Below are 20,079 nucleotides of genomic sequence, written 5' to 3'. Positions count from 1 at the left end.
GCGGCATGAAGATCGCTCTGATCGTCGCCATGGGCGAGAACCGCGTCATCGGTATCGATAATTGCATGCCCTGGCACCTTTCCGCCGATCTCCAGCGGTTCCGCCGTATCACCTTGGGCAAGCCGATCCTGATGGGGCGCCGCACACATGAGTCGATCGGCCGGCCATTGCCAGGGCGGCGAAACCTGGTGCTGAGTGCCGACACCGGCTATCGGGCCGAGGGCTGCGAGGTCTTTCACCGTCTGGAACAGGCGCTGGCGGCGGCCGCCGATGCCCCGGAGCTGATGGTGATCGGCGGCGCGGCGCTCTACCACGCCTGCCTGCCCCGGGCCGAACGGCTTTACCTGACGCTCATCCACCAGTCCTTCGACGGCGATACCTTCTTTCCCGAGATTGACTGGTCGGCATGGTGCGAGATCGCCCGCGAGGATGTGGATCGGGACGAGCAGAGCGGCCTGTGCTACAGCTTCGTGGATTACCAGCGGAAACCGCGAATCGGCGGAACCTAGCGGGGCCGTCAGCCCGCACCGCCGGTAACAAACGGCCCCCGTGGACGGCCTAAACGGGGGACCAGTCGAATCTGCGCCACTCGCCCGATTTCCCGCCCGATTTTTCCAGCAGACGGATGTCCTGCATGGTCATGCTGCGATCCATGGCCTTGCACATGTCGTAAATGGTCAGCAGGGCCACCTGCACGGCGGTGAGCGCCTCCATCTCGACGCCGGTCTGGCCGCTGGTCCTGACCGTGGCGGTGACGCGCACCTGATGGTGGCCAGGCTCGGGCTCCAAGCGCAGGCCGACATGCGTCAGCGCGAGCGGATGACAGAGCGGGATCAGGTCGGCGGTTTTCTTGCTGGCCATGATGCCGGCGATGCGGGCGATACCGAGCACGTCGCCCTTCCTGTGCGTCCCGGCCATGATCATGGCCAAGGTATCCGGTTCCATCCGGATGACCCCCTCGGCCACGGCCTCGCGCTGAGTGACGGCCTTGGCCCCGACATCCACCATGTGTGCCGCGCCGGATTCATCGAAATGGGTGAACTGCTTCATGCGGAAAAGCCCTGTAGCGATATGTGACCGGCCTTATTATAGGGGCCCCGCAGACCCCGTCCGGAGTTCCACATGAGTCAGGCCATGGCCCAGCTCTTCCAGCGCATCACCACCGGCGTGTACGTGATCGGCGTTGCCGACGCAGTCAGACCGAATGCCTTTACCGCCGCCTGGGTGATGCCGGTCTCGTTCCAGCCGTTGCTGCTGGCGCTGAGCATCAACCCCGATCATGCCTCCTACGCGCTGCTCAAGGCGGGCGGGCATTTCACCGTGAACGTGCTGGGCAAGTCCCAACTGGCACTTGCCGCGCACTTCGGCACGCCGGGCCGAATGGACAAGCTGGCCGGCCACGCTTGGCATTCGGGCAGAAGCGGCGCCCCGCTGCTGAATGATGCCCTGGCGCTGTTCGAATGTTCGGTGACGGCCGAGCTACCGGCCGGAGACCATGTGCTGACGCTGGGTCGGGTACTGTGGGGCGAGCTGCGCGATCCATCGATGGAGCCGCTGATCTATCGTGATACCGGCAATCTGGATGGCGCCGCCGCCATCTTCCCGGACGATTTCGAATAGCAGGACGCCGGCAGGAAAAAACCGTCGCCGAGGCTGATGCGAGGGTTCGAAGGCCGCTCAGGATGGCCCGTGAGGCGGGCAAAAAAAGGCCCCGCAAGCGGGGCCATTCAGAAAAGGACGCTCTGTGTCCGTAAATGAGCGGGTGGGTTATCAGTCATCGTTACGGACCTTGTTGGCAACGCGTTGATCCGGAAGATCGACCGTCGCCACCGCGGCGATGAGTATGCTGGCCAGTACGAAGATTTCCATTTGCTTGTCCTCTTGGTTGCTTGAAGTACGGGTTGTACTCTAAACGAAAACAATGACAAATGTATTACCTTGTTTGTTACGCTTTAAGAAACAAAAATCTTCTTATGAGGAAGATAAGAAAATCCTGATTTTCAGATCTGGGACAAGCCCCGCACCAGTTCGCGGACCAAGGCCGGACCGCGGTAGATGAGGCCGGAGTAAACCTGCACCAGCGTCGCGCCAGCATCCAGCTTCCGGCGTGCGTCCTCCAGACCCAGGATGCCGCCACAGGCGATGATCGGCACCCTGCCATCCAGGCGGTAGGCCAGCTTGCCGACCACGGCCGTCGACGCCGCGAAGACCGGTCGGCCGCTGAGCCCGCCACTCTCCCCGCCATGCGGCAGGGATTCGACGCCGAGCCGCGACGAGGTGGTGTTGGTGGCGATGACGGCATCCACCCCGTGCCGCAGCAAGGTTTCGGCGATGGCGTCGATTTCCGCGTCATCCAGATCCGGCGCGATCTTGACGGCCAAGGGCACGATTCTCCCGTGCTCGCCCGCCAGACGCCCGCGTTCCGCCATCAGGCCCTGCAACAGCTGATCCAGGTGAGCACCCGACTGAAGACTGCGCAACCCTGGCGTATTGGGCGAGGAAATGTTGACGGTCACATAGCTGGCCGCCGGGTAAACCTTGCGCAGACCGATCCGGTAGTCGTCGAGGGCGTTCTCCACCGGCGTGTCCTTGTTCTTGCCGATGTTGATGCCGAGGATGCCCCGGTAACGGGCCGCCGACACCCGCGCCAACAGACGATCCACGCCAGCGTTGTTGAAGCCCATGCGGTTGATGATGGCCTCCGCCGCCGGCAACCGGAACAGCCGTGGCCTGGGATTGCCCGGCTGGGGCCGGGGCGTGACCGTGCCGATCTCGATGAAACCGAAACCCAGCGCCGCCAGACCGTCGATGCAGTCGCCATTCTTGTCCAGTCCGGCCGCCAGACCGACGGGGTTGGGAAAACGCAGACCCATCACCGTGCGGGGCGAGCCGGCGGCGGCAAACCGCAGGGGATTCACCGCCCCCAGCCGATCCAGTGCGCCCAGGGTCCTGAGAGTCACATCGTGGGCGGTTTCCGGGTCCAGCCGGAACAGGGCCGGGCGGATCAGTCGATAGAGCATGGCAAATCCTCGAACGGTACTCGAAAGGCGGGCCGCAGGCGGTCCCGCAACGCGGAGAAAGCCGCCGCGTCCAGCGCATCGGTACGCCGGCCGCCGCAGAGGGCACCGCGGAAGCCGAGATAATCAGCCCCCAGGGGAAGCAGGGTCTCGATATCCTCCGCCCGCAGGGAACCGGCCAGACCACAGAGAAGCCCTAGGGACCGGCTGGCGTCGACGAAATCCCGCAGGAAATCCAGGTCGCGCAGTCGGGTCAGCGAACCGCGCTGCTTGTCCGCCGTGTCCAGCATGGCGCCGGTGAAGCCGGCATCCGCCAGACGGTCAAGCCAGTGCCGTTCCAGCGGCTGGTCGGCAAAAAAAACCCCGATCAGCCGGATGCCGGACAGGGCCAGCGGCCGCAGGCTGTCGATGACACCCGGCCAGTCGCCACCGGGAAAGAAACCCAGCTTGACGTAATCGACCCCGGTCGCGGCCATGGCGGCGATTGCCGGGGCGACCACCCCCGGCGCCATGGGCAGATCGCCGACGGTGGCGCTGATCGGCCGCATGCCGCCCAAGACCCGGACGATGGTCGCCACATCGGCGATCGGCAGGGCACCGAGGGCGCCGGCCACGGGATTCTTGAGATCGACGATGTCGGCACCGCCGGCTGCCGCCAACCGCGCCTCGGCCAGGTTGGCGACGCTGGCCAGCATGCCTGTGATCATGGCGAACCCCGCCGATGCTGCTCGATCCGTTCCATCAACCATCCCCAGGCTTCGCGCTCGGCGGCTCCGGCGGTCTTGTCGAGGCCGGTGCGCAGATAGGCCAGCTCCGCCTCGATTTTTTCAGTCGGCAGCATGTGCAGGCGGCTGACCAGGATTGCCGCCTCCAGCACCGCGAACTGGGCACGGTTGAAACCCCGGAACGGCGCATGGTTGCCCTCGTGCACGACGCGGCAATGCAGCCGCGGGCGCAATGGGTCGTCCTCATGCCGCAGCAGTCGCAGCTCGGCATGCGCCAGCGCGCCGGCCAGACGCAGGCAATCGGTCGTGACCGCCGGCACCAGCGGCCAGGCGCGGCGACCGGTCAGACAGCCGGCAAAAACGCGCACATCGTCGGTGAAATTCATCACCGCCACGCCGGTCGCCAGCACGTTGTCCAGGGTCCGCGAGGGCTTGAAAGGCATCAGCAACCTGTCCGCGCCGGTCACATGAATGCCCATCGGGGCGATATGGCTTTCGCCATCGGGCGAGCGGGACGTGACGATGACCTCGCGAATCATGGATTGCCCTCCGGCAGGAGGACGTCCCCGTCCGGCGCCTCGCGTTCGCGCCGCTGGTGCAGGGTGGGGCCGGATGGCTTGTAGGCATGCGGATTGATGGCGGGATCCTCCTTCAGATCGACCTGGCAGCCCCATTCCAGCGGCTGATCCTGGGTGTAGCGCTTGCCGAGTTGCCAGGCAATCTGCGCCCGGGCCAGCTCCACGCCCAGGTAGAAGGCGTGGCCACCGTCGGTTTCGACGCCGAGTTTCGGGTACAGCGCGAAGGGGTCCTCGGCCGTGTGCAAGCCGTCACGGTTGAAGATATGCATGCCCTCGGGGCTTACCAGTATCCGGTAGCTGGGATCCTTGATGGCCTCGTACAGCTCCTGGATTTCCCCGCGACTGAGCGGAAAGGGTGAACGTTCGTGCAGGGCCATCAGGCGATCGTCGATATGCTTGGGCAGGCGGTTCAGCTCGCGCGCCGCGTAGAGAATGCGCCGCGCCAGATCGGCTTCGCGCACCGCCCGGCGGGCGTGCTTGCTGACCTGAGTCGCCAGGATCGACCTGATATGCAGCTCCGAACAGATGCCAAGCAGGGTCGCATTGATGCCGGCGGTATCGCAGTGGGTAAGCTCGGTCAGGTTGCCGACCCCCATCATGATGTCGGCCTGCGGGTGGCGGCGGCGAACCTCGTGATAGCGGAGGATGGAGTCGGTGAAACCGAAATGGATCGGATCGAGAATCGGATCGACGATGAAATCCCGTCCCTTGGCCTGCAGGACAGCCATGGCCCGGTCGAGCGAGTCGAGATCGCCGTGCGGCGACGGGATCAGGATCGGCGTCGCCGCCACCTCGTCCGCGACCCACAACGTGTCCTCCCTGAGGCTGAGCAGGAAGTCTGCCCCGGCACGGCCGCCCTGGACCAGGTCTTCCGGCTCCAGGGAATCGACGCTGACCCCGAAACCCTCGGCCTTGAGCGCCTGGACGGCGGCGGTCAGATGCGGAAACGGGGTCGCCGGCAGGCAGCCGAGGTCGATGACGTCGGCGCCGTCGCGGCGATAGTCGCGCGCCCGGCGGAGAATGCCGTCCACGTCCAGCTGCGGCGCCTCGACAATCTCAGCGAAGATGCGCAGCTCATAGCGGCCGAGATCGGGGCGCCGCGCCTGCTTGCCAAAGAACTCGGGCAGATCGTGCAACTCGTCGGGGCCGCGCTCGATCGGCAGGCCGAAATCGGCGGACAGCGACACCAGGTCGCCGCGGCAGCGGCCCGGCACCAGGATGCGGTCGGCGCCCTGGGTATCCTTCAGCCGGCGACGGATCATGTCGGCCGTCATCAGGGCGGCCACGGTGATGCCCAAGGGCTGCACCTTCCAGAGAAAATCCGGCTCCATCTCCTCCAGTGTCCGGCGCAACTGCTTTTCGGCCAGCTTGCCGGTGAGAAAGAGGATGTGCTCGGGCATGGCTAGGATGGCGTCACGGGACCGAAAGAGGGCGGCGATTATAGCAATCCCGCCGACGCGCACCCGCCCGGCCGTCAGTCGCGGGGGTGCTGCAGAATTTCCCGGACGTTGCGCGCGATGGTGGCGGCGATTTCGTCCATCGGCAGGTCGTTCGCGTCGGTACCAAAGGGATTTTCCACTTCCTCGGCGAGGATTTCCAGGCTGCCCAAGACATAGAACATGAAGGTCGTGAACAGGCAGGTCCAGTAGCCGAACTCCGGCGCGAAGACGAAGGGCATCGCCAGGATGTAGGCGAAGATGAACTTCTTGATGAACAGGTTGTAGGAATACGGGATGGGCGTCCGCTTGATGCGCTCGCAGCCGCCACAGATGTCGGCGAGGGCGCTGAGTTCCTGATTGAGGCAAAGCAGCTGCCAGGATGTCAGCTCGCCCTGGCGACACAAGGTCTCGATCTGTGCGAACAGAACGGCCGACACCGCGTTGGGCCCGTGCACGATATGCCCCGGCTCGTCCCACGGCTGGTCGCGCAGGTGATCCTTCAGGGCCACCGGGAAACGCGTCAGCTGATTGGCCAGCAGGGTGCGCGCGGCATGTCGCTCGGGCAGCCAGGCATCGAGCTTGAGGGCCAGATTGCGCGAGGTGTTGACCAGCTGGCCCCACAGCTTGCGCCCTTCCCACCAGCGTTCGTAGGCGGTGTTGGTGCGGAACACCAGCAGCAGCGAGATCACGAAGCCAAACAGCGAATGGACCACACCGGTCGTGTGGAAATAGCCCGGCAGAATGTTGGCGTCCAGGTATCTCACGCTGGCCGCGAACAGCGCGATGGTCAGCATGATGGGCAACAACCGCCGGAAGGTATCGCTCCTGTGGAACTTGAAAATGAGACCCCACCAGGATTTGGGGTTGTAGCTAATGATTTGGCTTTCCTCCCTGCACGAAAACTTGCGCCGGCTACGCTGCGGTGATCATCCCGGCAAGGTACCCGGGCAACCGGCAGGATGGCCGCTTTCGGAATATGTTGCGCGACCAAGGCTGTCCCGGGCGGATGGCACAGGCCTGATTTCCGGGCACCCCATGCGATGACGCATCACGACCTTGCCGGAGACGAGCATCCGGGGCGGCAAGCCTTGTTCAGATCTCGTTCGATACCGACGCTGCGACGGGGGGTGCGTCGAAGACCAGCCAGGCATTGTTGATGACCACACCCGTATAGAACAGGACCGCCAGTGCCAGCGTTGCCACCAGCGAAGGGTGTTTCTTGAAGATGACACGGCGCTTGTAGAGGCGGTAGGCAAGGACCGTCTCCAGCGACTTGCCGCCGATGATGGCCGTCCCCAGCCCCACCTCGGCGGCGAGCCCGGACAACAGCGGGTTGGCTTCAGCCAGGCCATAGAGCTGCAAGCCGAGGTAGGTAAGCGCTCCATCGGCGATATGGAGCGATGCGAACAGATAAATCAGGGCTGTATTCATGACGCGGAGCTACCTTGCGACAGGCTTCCATTCTAGCGCAAGAATATAAACAAAACCTAATAATCTGCATATGCCGCCCGATCCCGGTGTTGCGCCGGCAGGGCCGGGCAACAAGAATGCCGCCAGCCCCCCGATGGCCGGATGCTGGCATCCTCCCCCTATTACTCCGGCCACAATAAAACGTACGGCCATGGGGTCAGTTGCCGCGCCACACAAGGCTTCCATGGTTTGTAGCCGTTCGATAAAAAATGGCCGGGTTAATAACAGCCGCGGCATGCGCTGGTGGCCCTGCCCTCTGCCAGCCAGCCTTTCAGGCCCGTTTGCAGGTGATAGACCGCGCCGTGGCCCGGCAAGCCCGCCAGCAGCTGCCCGGCGTCAACCGCCAGGCTCACAAGGGCGGCCAGAAGGAGCATCAAACGGGAGACCTTCCCCGGATCGGGCATGACCGCGCGCCGTTGCCGATGGGCCATGCGTCAGATATCCAGATTCGTCACTTCCAGGGCGTTGCGTTCGATGAAGTCGCGGCGCGGCTCGACCTGATCGCCCATCAGCGTGGTGAAGATCTCGTCGGCAGCGATGGCATCCTCGATGCGCACCTGAAGCAGGCGTCGGGTGCTGGCATCCAGCGTGGTCTCGAACAGCTGCTCGGGGTTCATCTCGCCCAGCCCCTTGTAGCGCTGGATGTGCTGGCCGCGCTTGGCTTCCGACATCATCCAGTCGAAGGCGGCGCGGAAGTTGGTCACCGGCTCGCGGCGCTCGTCGGCGGCCACGCACGTGTCCGGGCCGAACAGGCCATCCGTGATGCCGGCAAAACCGGCCAGGCGCCGATAGTCACCGGAATGGAAGAAGCTCGCGGAGAGGTCGAAATGCTTGTAGACACCATGCAGGCGCTTGCTGACGCGCAGCCGGAAGGACTCCGGCTGCTCGCCACATTCCGGTTCCAGGGCGAAGCGCGCGCCCGCCTCCATGCGACCGAGCCGCTCGCGCAGCTGCCCCACCCAGACCGAGACGACGGCCGGGTCGGCGAGCCGGGCGGGATCGATGGCGGGCAGCTCGCTGAAGGCGTTCAGCAGGGTCTCGTCATAGCGATGGGCCAGCCGGTCGACGACGGCGCGCACGGCCAGGTAATCCCGCGCCAGTTTTTCCAGACCCGGTCCCTGGATGGGCGGGGTGGCCTCGTCCGGGTGCAGGCGGGTCTTTTCCAGCGCCAGCTGCAGCAGGTAGTCGTTGAGTTCGTTGTCATCCTTGACGTACTGCTCCTGCCTGCCCTTCTTGACCTTGTACAACGGCGGCTGGGCGATGTAGATGTGGCCGCGCTCGATCAGCTCCGGCATCTGCCGGTAAAAGAAGGTCAGGAGCAGGGTGCGGATGTGCGAGCCGTCCACGTCGGCATCGGTCATGATGATGATGCGGTGGTAACGCAACCTGTCGGGGTTGTATTCATCGCGCCCGATGCCGCAGCCCATGGCGGTGATCAGGGTGCCGACCTCCTCCGAGGAAATCATGCGGTCGAAGCGCGCCCGCTCCACGTTGAGGATTTTGCCCTTGAGCGGCAGGATGGCCTGGGTGCGGCGGTCACGGCCCTGCTTGGCGGAACCACCGGCGGAATCACCCTCGACGATGAACAGTTCGGACAGCGCGGGGTCCTTTTCCTGGCAATCGGCCAGCTTGCCGGGGAGACCCGCGATATCCAGCGCCGTCTTGCGCCGGGTCATCTCGCGCGCCTTGCGGGCGGCTTCGCGGGCTCTGGCGGCATCGATCATCTTGTTGGCGATGGTCCTGCCGATGGCGGGATTCTCCAGCATGAATTCCTGGAATTTCTCGCCCATGGCCGATTCCACCACCGGCTTGACCTCGGAAGACACCAGCTTGTCCTTGGTCTGCGAGGAAAACTTGGGGTCGGGCACCTTGACCGAAAGGATCGCGGTCAGGCCCTCGCGGGCATCGTCGCCGGACGTGTCGACCTTCTGTTTCTTCAGGAGGCCCTGCTCCTCGATGTACTGGTTCAGGGTGCGGGTCAGCGCGGCGCGGAAACCGGCGAGATGGGTACCGCCATCGCGCTGGGGGATATTGTTGGTGAAGCAGTAAATGTTCTCCTGGTAGGAATCGTTCCACTGCAAGGCCGCCTCCACCGTGATGCCATCCTTCTCGGTCTGGAAGTAGAAGACCTTCTCGAACAGCGGGGTCTTGTTCTTGTTGAGGTGCTCGACGAAGGCGCGGATGCCGCCCTCGAATTCGAAGATGTCAGTCTTGTCCGAGCGCTCGTCCCTGAGCACGATGCGGACACCGGAATTGAGGAACGACAGCTCGCGCAGGCGCTTGGCGAGAACGTCGTAGTGGAATTCGATGTTGCTGAAAGTCTCCGCGCTGGGCTTGAAATGGACCGTGGTGCCGGTGACATCGCTGTCGCCCACGGGCGACAGCGGCGCCTGCGGTACGCCGTGTGCGTAATGCTGCCGGTAGATCTTGCCGCCACGATGGATTTCCAGCGTGAGGATTTCGGAAAGGGCATTCACGACCGAAACCCCCACCCCATGCAGACCGCCCGAAACCTTGTAGGAATTGTCGTCGAACTTGCCGCCGGCATGCAGCACGGTCATGATGACCTCGGCCGCCGAGCGCCCCTCCTCGGCGTGGATGTCCACCGGAATGCCGCGGCCATCGTCGCTGACGGTAATCGACTCATCCGCATGGATGGTGACCTTGATGTTCCTGCAGTAGCCCGCCAGCGCCTCGTCGATGGCATTGTCGACCACCTCGAACACCATGTGGTGCAAACCGGTGCCGTCGTCGGTATCGCCGATATACATGCCCGGACGCTTGCGCACGGCGTCCAGCCCCTTGAGCACCTTGATGGATGAACTGTCGTATTCGGAGGGGGATATCTGATTGGTCATGGGTTGGTCATGCCTGGCTGAGCCGGCCCTGCGCCATCTCGAACACGGCCGATTCCGTCGGCAGCCGGTCGGCGATGGCCTCGCGCGAAGTGGCCGTAATGAAAAACTGGGTGGGGCGGCCGCGCAGGAGCTCCAGCAGAATGTTCTTGTTGTTCTCGTCTAGCTCCGAGGCGACGTCATCGATCAGAACGCAACCTGCAGTGCCGATCCGTTCTTCCATCAGGCGCGACTGCGCCAGTAGCAGCGCGTACACCAGCAGCTTCATCTGCCCGCGGGATACGTATGCCTTGACGGGGCGCTGATCGAGGAGGACGGAGAAGTCTCCCTTGTGTGGACCTGACTGGGTATGGCCATGGCGAAGGTCCGTCGCGACATCATTTTCCAGCGCCATCGCCAGCGGGAGGGAAAGATCCCAGCCCGGCTGCATACGCAGGGCGAAATGCGATCCGGAAAAGAAGCGCCCCCCTATTTCGTTGAAAAAAGGCGTGAGGCGCTCGAGATAGTCCCCGCGTGCCTCATGCATCATTATACCGTACCGGGCCAGCTCCCGATCCCACGGCTTGAGGGCTGCCGCCTGCCCGGCACGCAGGAGGGCGTTGCGCTGATGCAGCGCCTTGGCGTAACGGCGACAGACGTCGAGATAGCCGGGTTGCCGATGAAAGACGCCGAAATCCAGGAACTGGCGCCGAAGTTTGGGCGCGCCGTCGATCAGCGCAATGCCGGCGGGCTGGATGACCAGCAGGGGCAACACCTGCAACAGCTCGGCGCTGGACTGCGCCGGGCGACCGCCGATCTGGAGTTCGCGCTCGCGCCGACCGATACGGATGCCGATGGGCATGGAGCCGCCGGCATCGGCATCGGCGGCTACGCGGCCGGCCACGGTCAGCTCGCTGGCACCGAACCGGATGAGCTGGCCGATCTGGCTGGTGCGAAAGGAACGCGCCCGGGCCAGCAGGTAGACCGCCTCCAGCAGCGAGGTCTTGCCACTGGCATTGGCGCCGACCAGAAGATTCAGCCGCGGATGGGGCTCGACACTGATCGGCGCAAGGTTGCGCAACCCGACGACGTCCAGCCTGACCAGGCTCATCCGTGGACGCGGGCGACCCGGCTCAGAGCCGCATGGGCATGACGACGTACTTGTACCGCGTGTCGACCGTATCCTCGATCAGGCAGCTGTTGGCCGCCGGCGTGAAGGACAGGCGGACATGCTCGGCATCGGCATGGCCGATCGCATCCAGCAGGTAGCCGGCATTGAAGCCGACCGACACACCGCCACCCTCGGCCTCCAGCGCCACGCGCTCCTCGGCTTCCTCGTGCTCGGTATTCTGGCTTTTCAGGATCATGACGCCCTCGCCTTCGGGGACTTCCAGGCTGATGCTCTTCTGCTTTTCCAGACTGAGCACCGAAACCCGGCTCAGCGCCCCGCGGAAGAGATCGCGCTCAACGCGGTAATGGCGGTCGAGATCGCGCGGCATGACGCGTTGATAGTCGGGGAAGCGGCCCTCGATCAACTTGGCGGAGAACACCACCGACCCCAGATTGACACGCACGGTATTGGGCGAGATCTGGAGGATCACCGTATCGTCGGCATCGCCCAGGAGCCGCACCAATTCCAGCACGCCCTTGCGCGGCACGATGATCTGGCGGTTGTTGGCGAAGTGGGCGGGCAACGTTTCCTGGAACAGCGCCAGACGATGGCCATCCGAGGCGACGGCCCTGAGCGTGCTACCCTCGAAATCCAGCAGCAGACCGTTAAGGTAGTAGCGCACATCCTGCTGTGCCATGGCAAAGAGGGTCTTGTCCAGCGCCTGTCGCAGCGTCTCGCCCGGCAGCGAGACTTCGAGTTCGGTCGTGCCCGAATCAAAGGCCGGATAGTTTTCCACCGGCAGCGTAGCCAGGCTGAAACGGCTGCTGCCACAACGGATGCCCAGGCGATCGTCGCGCTGCTCGACCCTGACTTCGCTGTGGTCCGGCAACAGACGGAAGATGTCCAGCAACTTGCGGGCCGGCACGGTGACCGCGCCCTCCTCGCCTGAGCCAGCCTCCACACTGGCCACCAGCTGCACCTCGAGATCGGTACCGGTCAGTTCCACCCGTCCGTCGCTGAGCCGCATCAGCACGTTCGACAGGATCGGCAGGGTCTGGCGTTTCTCGACCACACCGATGACCTGCGAGAGCGGGGTAAGCAAAGTCTCACGGGCGATGGCGAACTTCATGCATGGATCCTGTTGGGGTTGAACGGTCGGGAGCGACGACGGCGGGGCAAAAACCTCGGGATCACGCCGAGAGCGTGCGCTTGAGGTTGCTGTAGTCCTCGGCGAACTTGCTGTCGCTTTCCTTCAATTCCTGCACCTTGCGGCAGGCATGCAGCACGGTGGTGTGATCGCGGCCGCCGAACAGCTGGCCGATTTCCGGCAGGCTGTGGTTGGTCAGCTCCTTGGCCAGCGCCATGGCTGCCTGCCGCGGGCGTGTCACCGAGCGGGTCCGCTTGGCGGACAGGAGATCGGCGACGCGAATCTTGTAGTACTCGGCAACCGTCTTCTGGATGTTCTCGACGTTGACCAGCCGGTCCTGCAGCGCGATCAGGTCGCGCAACGCGTCACGGGCGAAATCCAGCGTGATCGGCTTGCCGGTGAAATGGGAATTGGCAATCACGCGCCGGAGGGCGCCTTCGAGTTCACGGATGTTGGAGCGTATGCGCTTGCCGATGAAGAACGCCACCTCGTCGGGCAGGTCCACGCCGGCATGCTGGGCCTTGCTCATCAGGATCGCCACCCGCGTCTCCAGGTCGGGTGGCTCCACTGCCACCGGCAGGCCCCAGCCGAAGCGCGACTTCAGCCGCTCCTCGAGTCCCTTGATTTCCTTGGGATAGCGATCGCAGGTCAGGACAACCTGGTGCTTGTTCTCCAGCAGCGTGTTGAAGGTATGAAAAAACTCCTCCTGCGAACGCTCCTTGCCGGCAAAGAACTGGATATCGTCGATGAGCAGGGCATCGACACTGCGGTAGTAATCCTTGAAAGCGTTGATGGCATTGTGTTGCAGCGCCTTGACCATGTCCGACACGAAGCGTTCGGAATGCAGGTAGACGATGTTGGCACCAGGATTGCCGTTGAGAATCTCGTTGCCGATGGCATGCATCAGGTGGGTCTTGCCGAGCCCCACGCCGCCATAGATGAACAGGGGGTTGTAGGCGCGGCCGACGTTCTGCGCGACCTGCAGGGAGGCCGCTTTGGCCAGCTGGTTCGACTTGCCCTCGACGAAGTCGGCGAAGGTGAACGCGGGATTCAGGTTGTTGGGCACCTTCTTGGCACTGCCCGGCTTGCGCGCAGGGACAGGGCGCGCCAGCAAGGGCTCGCTGGCACGGGTGCCGATTTCCAGCGATACGGTCGGTGCCGGATCATTCTGTGCGCTCAGCACCTCTTCGATACGGCTGAAGAAATGCTGGCGCACCCAGTCCAGCACGAACTTGTTGGGCGCCAGCAGCTTGAGCTCGGAACCATTCTCGACCGGTTGCAGCGGGCGAATCCAGGTGTTGAACTGCTGCGGCGGCAGCTCACCTTCCAGGCGACTCATGCACTGGGACCAGAGCTGACTCATGACGGGATGGCGGAAACGAACGAGGGAAGCAACAGGGGCATCAGCATGGGGAGCAGATCGGTCTCACGGCAGGCCAGCTAATATAACCCAAGCATCGGCCCGGCCGCAGGATTGACACGCCATTCTTCCCTGTTTTAGCATTCTGCCTCTTTTGCATCGTCGGTTTCCAAGGTTTCCATCATGAAAAGAACGTATCAGCCCAGCAAGATCAAGCGTGTGCGGACCCACGGTTTCCGCGCCCGAATGAAGACCCGCGGTGGCCGTCTTGTCATCAACGCCCGCCGGGCCAAGGGCCGCAAGCGGCTGACCGTCTGACGATCTTGCCGGCGCCTTTCGGCTTCCCGCGCACGCTGCGACTTACCCAGGCCAAGGATTACCAGCAGGTCTTCGCGGAAGCCACCCGGTCCGCCGATCACTACCTCAGCGTCATGGCGCGCGCCAATGGACGCAACTTCCCGCGGCTGGGCCTGGCCATCTCCAAGCGGCAAGTGAGAAAAGCCGCAGACCGCAACCGGATCAAGCGCGTCAGCCGAGAGTCCTTTCGACTGCATCAGCGACAGCTGGCCGGTTTCGACTTTGTCGTCATGGCGCGCTCCCCCGCATCCCAGGCAGATCATGAACACCTCCATCGCTCATTGCGGAAACACTGGCAACGTCTGGTGAAGCAATGCGGTACCTCTTGGTCGGCCTCATCCAGCTCTACCGCTATCTGATCAGCCCCTGGTTGGGGCATCATTGTCGTTTTGAGCCGTCCTGTTCGGCCTATGCGCTGACCGCGATCCAGCGTTACGGCGCCTGGCGCGGCACCGTTCTGGCCGTCAAGCGCCTTGCCAGGTGCCACCCCTGGCACGAAGGCGGCATCGATCCCGTACCCGACAAGTAAACGGAAACCCCTCCCATGGATAACGCAAGGTTCGTACTGATCGTGTTCTTCTTCTTCCTGAGTGTCATGCTGTACCAGCAATGGCAACTGGATTACGGACCCAAGCCGGTTGCGCCCGCTGGCCAGAGCGGAACCGGCGCGTCTGCGGCCAGACCGGATGTTCCGGGTACGGCAGGGGAAGCAGCCGGCACCACCGGTTCGGCCGTTGCCGGCGGCGGCGCCGAGCTGATCCGCAAGCAGCGGGTGCAGGTGGAGACCGATGTCATGCGGGTGGAGATCGACACCGAGGGCGGCGATCTGCGCCTGCTGGATCTGCTGCAATATCCGCAAGCGAAGGACACGCCAGACAAACCGGTGCGGCTGCTGACCGACGAGGATCTGGTGTTTGTCGCCCAGAGCGGCTTCATCGGCGACGAGGCCAACTCCCCCAACCACCACACTCTCTGGCAGACCAGCGCCGGCCAATACCGCCTGGCCGACGGCCAGGGCGAGCTGCGGGTCCCGCTGACCTGGGTGGGTCCGACCGGTGTAACCGTCACCAAGACCTATGTCTTCAAGCGCGGCAGCTACGACATCGGCCTGGAGCAACAGGTTGCCAACAACGGGCAGAATTCATGGAGCGCGCGCCAGTATGTCCAGCTGCAGCGCAAGGATCCGGGCGACAAGAACAAGGACCAGTTCGTCCGCACCTATACAGGCGGCGTGCTGTATACCCCCGAGGAAAAATACGAAAAGATCTCCTTCAAGGACATGGCCAGCGACAATCTGAGCCGCAAGTCCCAGGAGGGCTGGATTGCCATGATCCAGCATTACTTCCTCGCCGCCTGGATACCTGCCACCGGACAGGAAAACAACTTCTACACCAAGGCGCTGTCCGACCATCATTTCGTCATCGGCGCCTACGCGCCGCCCTTGACCGTGAACCCGGGCGAGAGCAAGAGCGCCCAGGCCCAGCTGTTCGCCGGCCCCAAACTGCAACGCGTGCTGGAAACCACCGCGCCGGGCCTGGACCTGACCGTGGACTACGGTGCCCTGACCCTGATCGCCAAGCCGATCTTCTGGCTGCTGGAGCAGTTCCACAAGATCTTCAGCAACTGGGGCTGGGCCATCATCTTCGTCACCATCACCCTCAAGGCCCTGTTCTTCCGCCTCTCGGCCTCCAGCTACCGCTCCATGGCCAACATGCGCAAGCTGCAACCCAAGCTCGCCGAGCTGAAGGAAAAATACGCCGGCGACAAGCAGAAGCTCAATCACGCCATGATGGAGATGTACAGGAAGGAGAAGGTCAATCCGCTGGGCGGCTGCCTGCCGATCCTGGTGCAGATCCCAGTGTTCATCTCCCTCTACTGGGTGCTGATCGAAGCCGTGGAGATGCGCCAGGCGCCCTTCATCGGCTGGTTGACCGATCTGTCCGCCAAGGATCCCTACTTCATCCTGCCGGTGATCATGGGCGTATCCATGTTCATCCAGCAAAAGCTCAGCCCGCCGCCGTCCGATCCGCTGCAGGCGAAGATCATGCAGTTCTTCCCGATCATGTTCACCGGCTTCTTCGCCTTCTTCCCGTCCGGCCTGGTGCTGTACTGGGTGGTGAACAACCTCCTGTCCATCCTGCAGCAGTGGTACATCAACAAGACCATCGTCGCCAGCGTGGCCGCCAAGGCCTGAGGGCGCGACCAACCCGGGCGGCGCCGTGCGCCGCCCATGGGCTCCTCGCATGACGCCCACCGCGGAGACCATCGCAGCCATCGCCACCCCGGCCGGCCGGGGCGGCATCGGCATCATTCGTGTCTCGGGTAGCGAGGTACCCGCGATCCTCGAAGCCCTGCTGGGAACAACCATCCCACCCCGGCAGGCGCACTTCGGCCACTTCCTGGACACGGACGGGCAGAGCCTGGATCAGGGCCTGGCCCTGTATTTCCCTGCGCCGCGTTCCTTCACCGGCGAAGACGTACTGGAGCTCCACGCCCATGGCAGCCCGGTGGTGCTGGATATGCTGCTGCAGCGGATTCTGGCCCTCGGTGGGCGGTTGGCGCGACCCGGCGAATTCAGCGAACGTGCCTTCCTCAACGACAAGATCGATCTCGCCCAGGCCGAGGCCATCGCCGACCTGATCGACAGCACCACCGCCAGCGCCGCCCGATCGGCCCAACGCTCGCTGCAGGGAGAATTCTCGCGTCAGATTGACGGCCTGGTCGAAGCCTTGATCCAGCTGCGCCTGCATGTCGAAGCCGCCATCGACTTCAGCGACGAGGACATCGATGTCCTCGCCGAAGCGCGCCTCGGCGAACAGCTCGATGGCCTGACTCAACGGCTGGCGACGCTGCGGACCCAGGCCCGCCAGGGCTGCCTGCTGCGCGAAGGCATGAGCATCGTCATCGCCGGCCGTCCCAATGCCGGCAAATCCAGCCTGCTCAATCACCTCACTGGCCGTGACACCGCCATCGTCACCGACATTGCCGGCACCACCCGCGACACCCTGCGGGCATTCATCCAGATCGACGGCCTGCCCCTGCATGTCATCGACACCGCCGGCCTGCGCGAGGACAGCGACGATCCGGTCGAACGGGAGGGCATGCGTCGCGCCCGCGCCGAAATCGAATCCGCCGACCACGTACTGCTGCTCATCGACGACAGCGATCCCGAGAGCAGCGAAGGCCTGCTCGGCACCCTGCCGTCGCATCTCCCTGTCACCCGAGTTCATAACAAGATCGACCTGACCGGCCGGGCACCGGGCCTGACCCGCACAGCGGATGGCATGGTGGCGCATGTCTCGCTCAAGACCGGCCAAGGCCTGGACAGCCTGCTAGCGCATCTCAAGGCCAGCGTCGGCTACGACAGCGAAGCCGAGGGTATCTTCACCGCTCGCCGCCGCCACCTCGATGCCCTCGACCAGGCGCGCCTCGCCCTCGACCAGGCGCGTGCCCGGCTCGACGACGGCGCTGCCGAACTGGTCGCGGAAGAGCTGCGCCAGGCTCAGCAATCCCTCTCCGGGATCACCGGCGAATTCACCAGCGACGATCTGCTGGGCCGCATATTCGCCAGTTTCTGCATCGGCAAGTAGACGATCCCATTTCCTCGCCGGGCAGGTATTGCCGGGAGCGGCCACTCTACCCGCTCCGACCTGGAGCAAAGCCTTGCCCGGCAGGTTCTTTATCCGCCTCAAACCCAGACACGGGACAGCCGCGGTGAGAGAGCGCCGGGAAAATTTCCCTTTTCGCGCGAGCGGCTTGCGCGCAGGCAGGCCATGCAGAAAAATGACCCACAAATGGGCACCTCGGAAAACCTCATTTTCCGAAAAATCACGTCCTGTAAATCAGTAGGTTACAGAGATAAATCTGACGAAATCCGGGGTTTTTCGAGGTGCCCAAATCAGGCTCGGATGGTTTCCCGTTGCTACGCCATGAACATCCGGACTCTTGATGCGTGCCGAGATGCGACGGTTCACCCAGACGGAAAGAAGTAACCCATGACGCACAGCGCCCCACAGCAAACGCTTCGGCAATTGCCGGTGTTCGGCGTGCCGATTACCGATGCGACCCTGGAGGAGGCGCTGGCCCTGCTCGAGGGCATGATCGATGCCCGGCCCGCCCGCACGCACTGCGTCTACTTCGCCAATGCGCACACGCTCAATCTGGCCTGCGACAACCCCGGGTACCGCGAGGTGCTGGGAAGCGCCGATCATGTGTTCGGGGATGGCACCGGGGTTCGCTGGGCCATGCGCGCCCTGCATCGCCAGCGGTTGCGGGACAACGTCAACGGGACCGACCTGATACTCCGGCTGTTGCGTTCACGTCCCGGTGCGGGCCGGCGAGTCTACCTGCTCGGCAACCGGCCAGACCGGATCGAGCGCGCCGCCGCCTACGTGCGCCGGCATTTCCCCGCCTGGACGCTGGCGGGCTATCACCACGGCTTCATCGATGCGGTCGAGAGCGCCCGCGTCGTCGAAGCGATCAATGCCGCAGCGCCGCATGTGCTGCTGGCCGGCATGGGCAATCCCGTGCAGGAACGGTGGCTGCACCAGCATCGGCACCAGCTGCGCATTCCGGTCTGCCTGGGGGTCGGTGGCCTGTTCGACTACTGGTCCGGCGACCTTGTGCGCGCCCCCGCATGGATGCGCGCGCTGGGACATGAGTGGGTGAACATCCTGATCCGGCAACCGCACAAGGCGCGACGCTACTTGCTGGGCAACCCCCGATTCCTGCTGCGCCTCGCCCGGGCCAGGCGGCGAGGAACCCCCGGATGAGCATCGGCCGCACCCGCTGGATCATCAAGAAAACCGCCCGATGCGGTATGGCCCTCGGCGCTTGCCTGGCACGCCCGCGGCACGCCTCCGGCGAGGCGGTGGTCCGGGCGCTGACCTATCATGGCGTCGGCGACTCGTTTCGCGACCCCTGGTGTGTCGCGCCCTCGGCCTTCGAGGCCCAGATGCGGTTCCTTGCCGAACACCAGCTCGCGGTCTCGCTGGACGATGTGCTTCGCGTTGTCCGGGGCGACGTCGCACTCAAACAGGGTTCGGTACTGGTGACCCTGGATGACGGGTTGCGCAGCGTCCGTACCGTCGCCGCCCCGATCATGCAGCGGTACGGCATTCCGGGCGTCGCCTTCATCACCACCGCGCTGGTCGAGAGCGAAGGCTATCTCAGCTGGCAACAGGTCCGTGAATTGCGTGACCTCGGCCTTGTCATCGGCTCCCATGCCCATACCCATCGCTCGTTGGGGCGAATGTCACCGGAGGCGGCGTGGCAGGAAGCCGTGTGCTCCAAACAGCTGCTGGAGCAGCAGCTCGGGCAGGCCATCAACAGCTTTGCCTACCCGTTCGGCATGCGTTTCGACGAGAACCCCACGACCGCCCGGCTTCTGGCCACGGCCGGTTACACCAGCGTGTTCATTGCCCAGCATGGCGTCATCCGGCCCGGCAGCGATCGATTGCGCCTGCCGCGGGTGAAGGTCGAGGGCGGCGATCCCGGGTGGCTGTTCCCCCGCCTGTGCGCGGGTGCGATGGATGGCTGGCGATACGTCGATGGCAGCCTGTGGCGTCTCCAGCGGCCGGAGACGTCCGCAGGGTAACGGCAAATCTCGCGCGCAAGGCTTACCTTGGCCAAGGCAAGCCGGAAGCGGTTTCCCAACACGCTGCCCCTTGCGGGATCGGCTGGCTGTCGCGCTTATCCCCAGCCGTTGCCCTAACGCCATCGACACCTGCCCGCTCCCGCAGACTGACTGACACGTCGAACTTCCAACGGGATGAGCGGCAGCACCGGATCTCAGCAATACGATTTCCCATGCCATCATCATAAAGAGAAGAAGATAGAAATCTTGTTGGTTACTAGCGCCCCATTTTCCTGTTGATGGAGCGTTTTTTCACACCGAATCAATTGCTTGCGTTGTCATTAGGCTGTGGAAAATGCTTCAACAGCCTGCGACCGGACTGTGGATAAACAGGCTCTCGGAGGGCCACTCCGGACAGCGCCCCGGTTATCCACAGCGTTGGGGAGAAGATTTCCCCGCCATTTCC

The 20,079-nt window shown here is 64.0% G+C and carries 21 protein-coding genes; 9 read left to right on the top strand and 12 right to left on the bottom strand.

Annotated elements, in window-relative coordinates; genetic code table 11:
* Positions 1-5 precede the first annotated feature (5 nt).
* Complete coding sequence (locus ACH5N8_RS00305) at positions 6-509, top strand: dihydrofolate reductase (protein ID WP_483282050.1); 504 nt, start codon at positions 6-8, stop codon at positions 507-509.
* A gap of 49 nt (positions 510-558) precedes the next feature.
* Here ACH5N8_RS00305 and moaC read toward each other — a convergent pair whose 3' ends face one another.
* On the bottom strand, positions 559-1,050 hold the full coding sequence (moaC, locus tag ACH5N8_RS00300; RefSeq protein ID WP_483282049.1) for a cyclic pyranopterin monophosphate synthase MoaC: 492 nt from the start codon (positions 1,048-1,050) through the stop codon (positions 559-561).
* Between the two features lie 72 nt (positions 1,051-1,122).
* On the opposite strand from moaC, the gene ACH5N8_RS00295 reads away from it, so the two are divergent.
* Positions 1,123-1,620 (top strand): flavin reductase family protein, encoded by a 498-nt coding sequence (locus tag ACH5N8_RS00295; RefSeq protein WP_483282048.1) that lies wholly within the window; start codon positions 1,123-1,125, stop codon positions 1,618-1,620.
* 380 nt (positions 1,621-2,000) lie between these two features.
* On the opposite strand, the gene ACH5N8_RS00290 is transcribed toward ACH5N8_RS00295, so the two are convergent.
* From ACH5N8_RS00290 to dnaA, 11 genes are all read right to left on the bottom strand, one after another.
* Entirely contained in the window at positions 2,001-3,020 is a 1,020-nt protein-coding gene (locus ACH5N8_RS00290; RefSeq protein ID WP_483282047.1) for a quinone-dependent dihydroorotate dehydrogenase, read from the bottom strand.
* Positions 3,005-3,712, bottom strand: a complete 708-nt coding sequence (locus tag ACH5N8_RS00285) for a (5-formylfuran-3-yl)methyl phosphate synthase (protein ID WP_483282046.1) — start codon at positions 3,710-3,712, stop codon at positions 3,005-3,007. Before ACH5N8_RS00285 ends, ACH5N8_RS00290 begins: the two co-directional genes overlap by 16 nt.
* An 8-nt stretch (positions 3,713-3,720) precedes the next feature.
* Positions 3,721-4,281: a DUF447 domain-containing protein gene (locus ACH5N8_RS00280; RefSeq protein ID WP_483282045.1), complete on the bottom strand. Its 561-nt coding sequence runs from the start codon at positions 4,279-4,281 to the stop codon at positions 3,721-3,723.
* Complete coding sequence (locus ACH5N8_RS00275; RefSeq protein WP_483282044.1) at positions 4,278-5,720, bottom strand: DUF6513 domain-containing protein; 1,443 nt, start codon at positions 5,718-5,720, stop codon at positions 4,278-4,280. Before ACH5N8_RS00275 ends, ACH5N8_RS00280 begins: the two co-directional genes overlap by 4 nt.
* A 74-nt stretch (positions 5,721-5,794) precedes the next feature.
* Entirely contained in the window at positions 5,795-6,634 is an 840-nt protein-coding gene (locus ACH5N8_RS00270) for a bestrophin family protein (RefSeq protein WP_483283157.1), read from the bottom strand.
* A gap of 217 nt (positions 6,635-6,851) precedes the next feature.
* On the bottom strand, positions 6,852-7,190 hold the full coding sequence (locus ACH5N8_RS00265; protein WP_460027170.1) for a DUF5658 family protein: 339 nt from the start codon (positions 7,188-7,190) through the stop codon (positions 6,852-6,854).
* A gap of 257 nt (positions 7,191-7,447) precedes the next feature.
* A complete protein-coding gene (locus ACH5N8_RS00260) occupies positions 7,448-7,660 on the bottom strand; it encodes a hypothetical protein (RefSeq protein ID WP_483282043.1) in 213 nt (70 codons plus the stop codon).
* Between the two features lie 3 nt (positions 7,661-7,663).
* A complete protein-coding gene (gyrB, locus tag ACH5N8_RS00255; protein ID WP_483282042.1) occupies positions 7,664-10,087 on the bottom strand; it encodes a DNA topoisomerase (ATP-hydrolyzing) subunit B in 2,424 nt (807 codons plus the stop codon).
* A 7-nt stretch (positions 10,088-10,094) separates the two neighbouring features.
* Positions 10,095-11,174 (bottom strand): DNA replication/repair protein RecF, encoded by a 1,080-nt coding sequence (gene recF, locus ACH5N8_RS00250; RefSeq protein WP_483282041.1) that lies wholly within the window; start codon positions 11,172-11,174, stop codon positions 10,095-10,097.
* Positions 11,175-11,196: 22 nt separating this feature from the next.
* Positions 11,197-12,303 carry a DNA polymerase III subunit beta gene (gene dnaN, locus ACH5N8_RS00245; RefSeq protein ID WP_483282040.1) on the bottom strand — a complete coding sequence of 369 codons (1,107 nt, stop codon included), beginning with the start codon at positions 12,301-12,303 and terminating at the stop codon, positions 11,197-11,199.
* 61 nt (positions 12,304-12,364) lie between these two features.
* Complete coding sequence (gene dnaA, locus ACH5N8_RS00240; RefSeq protein WP_460027166.1) at positions 12,365-13,684, bottom strand: chromosomal replication initiator protein DnaA; 1,320 nt, start codon at positions 13,682-13,684, stop codon at positions 12,365-12,367.
* A 180-nt stretch (positions 13,685-13,864) separates the two neighbouring features.
* On the opposite strand from dnaA, the gene rpmH reads away from it, so the two are divergent.
* The 7 genes from rpmH to ACH5N8_RS00205 all read left to right on the top strand — a co-directional run bounded on the left by rpmH (position 13,865) and on the right by ACH5N8_RS00205 (position 19,634).
* Positions 13,865-13,999 (top strand): 50S ribosomal protein L34, encoded by a 135-nt coding sequence (gene rpmH, locus ACH5N8_RS00235; protein ID WP_460027165.1) that lies wholly within the window; start codon positions 13,865-13,867, stop codon positions 13,997-13,999.
* A 5-nt stretch (positions 14,000-14,004) separates the two neighbouring features.
* Entirely contained in the window at positions 14,005-14,397 is a 393-nt protein-coding gene (gene rnpA, locus ACH5N8_RS00230) for a ribonuclease P protein component (RefSeq protein ID WP_460027164.1), read from the top strand.
* Positions 14,352-14,567 carry a membrane protein insertion efficiency factor YidD gene (gene yidD, locus ACH5N8_RS00225; RefSeq protein WP_460027163.1) on the top strand — a complete coding sequence of 72 codons (216 nt, stop codon included), beginning with the start codon at positions 14,352-14,354 and terminating at the stop codon, positions 14,565-14,567. The genes rnpA and yidD overlap by 46 nt, the downstream gene beginning before the upstream one ends.
* A 15-nt stretch (positions 14,568-14,582) precedes the next feature.
* On the top strand, positions 14,583-16,232 hold the full coding sequence (yidC, locus tag ACH5N8_RS00220; RefSeq protein ID WP_483282039.1) for a membrane protein insertase YidC: 1,650 nt from the start codon (positions 14,583-14,585) through the stop codon (positions 16,230-16,232).
* Positions 16,233-16,281: 49 nt separating this feature from the next.
* Positions 16,282-17,628: a tRNA uridine-5-carboxymethylaminomethyl(34) synthesis GTPase MnmE gene (gene mnmE, locus ACH5N8_RS00215; RefSeq protein WP_483282038.1), complete on the top strand. Its 1,347-nt coding sequence runs from the start codon at positions 16,282-16,284 to the stop codon at positions 17,626-17,628.
* A gap of 405 nt (positions 17,629-18,033) precedes the next feature.
* Positions 18,034-18,810, top strand: coding sequence for a WecB/TagA/CpsF family glycosyltransferase (locus ACH5N8_RS00210; RefSeq protein WP_483282037.1), 777 nt, complete (start codon positions 18,034-18,036; stop codon positions 18,808-18,810).
* Entirely contained in the window at positions 18,807-19,634 is an 828-nt protein-coding gene (locus ACH5N8_RS00205; protein ID WP_483282036.1) for a polysaccharide deacetylase family protein, read from the top strand. The genes ACH5N8_RS00210 and ACH5N8_RS00205 overlap by 4 nt, the downstream gene beginning before the upstream one ends.
* Positions 19,635-20,079: the final 445 nt, after the last annotated feature.

Source organism: Methyloparacoccus sp. NF-16 (assembly GCF_056880625.1).
The sequence above is the reverse complement of the archived record's forward strand: the minus strand, read 5'-3'. Positions and strand labels throughout refer to the sequence as shown.